Origin of the sequence: Allobosea sp. CER48 (genome assembly GCF_044752385.1) — a bacterium.
Taxonomy (GTDB): domain Bacteria; phylum Pseudomonadota; class Alphaproteobacteria; order Rhizobiales; family Beijerinckiaceae; genus Allobosea.
This window is the reverse complement of record NZ_JBIWYK010000593.1, coordinates 1-1,611: the sequence shown is the minus strand read 5'-3', so window position 1 is coordinate 1,611 and position 1,611 is coordinate 1. Positions and strand designations below refer to the sequence as shown.

Genomic DNA, 1,611 nt, shown 5'->3' with positions numbered 1-1,611 from the left:
GTCACGATAGGGATAGGCGGCGCCCGCCCCGAAGGAAACGGCATCGTGCCCGTCGCTGGTCACCAGCGACACGTCGATGGCATCCATCGAGGTGCCGCTTATCACGCCGATCGCGGTAAGCGTCTCCCGCGCGAGGTCGCGCTCAGGGCGGCTCATTCGCCCGGCTGCGGGCCTTCATAGCCGCCGATGATGACGAGGTCCGACTTGCCCGCGGCACTGAGATGCTTGACCGCTTCCTGATACTCCGGCGAGGCATAGCAGGCGCGGGCCGTCTCCTCGTCCTTGAACTCGATGACCACGTTGTGCTTGCGGCCCTCGCCGCGGGCGAGCTTGTACTCGCCGCCGCGCACCAGGAACTTCGCGCCGTACTTGGCGAAGGCCACGGCATTCAGCGACCGATACTTGGCGTAGGCCTCGTCGTTCTCGACGTCCACGCGCGCGATCCAGTAGCCCTTGGCCATGGCTCAGGCCCCTTCGACGGCGACGAGGTCGATCTCGCCCGCGCCCTCGCGCAGCTTGCGAGCCTCCGCGTATTCCGGCGAGAACAGATAGGCGCGCGCCGAAGCGAAATCATTGAACTCGATGATGATGTTGCGGGCGCGGCCTTCACCTTCGCCCACCGTCATCTGGCCGCCGCGCACGATCGGCGTGCCGCCATAGATCTTCATCACCTCGGAAGCCTTGGCGGCGTAAGCGCCCCATTTGGTCGCGTCGGAGACCTTGGCGCGTCCGATGACATATCCCTTGGGCATGGTGCAGTCCGTTGGCTGAGTCGATGTCGAGGCAGAGCTTACGAAGCCGCGACGATCTCGTCCATGACCGCGCCCGCCGCCGCGCGCGGGTCTGCTGCGCGAATGATGGGACGCCCGACCACGAGATGATCGGCGCCGACGCGGATCGCCTCGGCCGGGGTCAGCGTGCGCTTCTGGTCACCGGCGGCGCTCCCCGATGGGCGGATGCCGGGCGTGACGATAACCATGTCGGGGCCGATGACCTGCCGCACGATCTCCGTCTCGGCAGCCGAGCAGACGATGCCGTCGATGCCGGCGGTGCGGGCTTGCTCGGCGCGCAGCCGCACGAGATCGCGCACGGCCAACCCATAGCCGGCATCGCGCAGATCGACGTCGTCGTAGGACGTCAGCGCCGTGACGGCGAGCAGCTTGAGCGCTGCATCGCCGCGGCCCTCGACCGCGCCACGCATGGTCTGCGGATAGGCATGGACCGTGAGGAAGGTGACGCCGAGCTTGGTCAGCGAGTCGACCCCCTCGGTCACGGTGTTGCCGATGTCATGCAGCTTGAGGTCGAGAAAAACCTTCTTGCCCTCGGCGACGAGCTGGCGCGCGAGATCGAGCCCGCCGGCGAAGGCGAGGCGATAGCCGATCTTGTAGAAGGTCACACCGTCGCCGAGCGTCGAGACGAGACGGTAGGCGTCCCATACCGTCGGCACGTCGAGGGCGACGATCAGGCGGTCGCGGACATCGTTGATCTTGCTCATCATCAACCGGCTCCCTGAGTTTCGGGGGAAGGCGCACGATTCGAAGCGCGATGCAAGTCCGCGGCGGACGAGGATTGGCGCGGCCTGCGAAGCCCGCCGCCAACCGGGACGCAACG

At 67.0% G+C, this 1,611-nt stretch carries 3 protein-coding genes; all 3 read right to left on the bottom strand.

Translation table 11 applies throughout. From position 1 onward, the window contains the following. Positions 1-152: 152 nt before the first annotated feature. From ACIPIA_RS15835 to pyrF, 3 genes are read right to left on the bottom strand one after another with little or no spacing between them, the layout of a single operon-like run. Positions 153-461, bottom strand: a complete 309-nt coding sequence (locus ACIPIA_RS15835; protein ID WP_400510933.1) for a DUF1330 domain-containing protein — start codon at positions 459-461, stop codon at positions 153-155. Between the two features lie 3 nt (positions 462-464). After that, positions 465-752: a DUF1330 domain-containing protein gene (locus tag ACIPIA_RS15830; protein ID WP_055730778.1), complete on the bottom strand. Its 288-nt coding sequence runs from the start codon at positions 750-752 to the stop codon at positions 465-467. A gap of 38 nt (positions 753-790) precedes the next feature. Further along, positions 791-1,498: an orotidine-5'-phosphate decarboxylase gene (gene pyrF / locus ACIPIA_RS15825; RefSeq protein WP_400510932.1), complete on the bottom strand. Its 708-nt coding sequence runs from the start codon at positions 1,496-1,498 to the stop codon at positions 791-793. Positions 1,499-1,611: the final 113 nt, after the last annotated feature.

Coding starts and splice junctions, on each gene's coding strand:
- ACIPIA_RS15835 (WP_400510933.1), bottom strand. CDS start 461: ATGGCCAAGGGCTACTGGATCGCGCGCGTGGACGTCGAGAACGACGAG.
- pyrF (WP_400510932.1), bottom strand. CDS start 1,498: ATGATGAGCAAGATCAACGATGTCCGCGACCGCCTGATCGTCGCCCTC.
- ACIPIA_RS15830 (WP_055730778.1), bottom strand. CDS start 752: ATGCCCAAGGGATATGTCATCGGACGCGCCAAGGTCTCCGACGCGACC.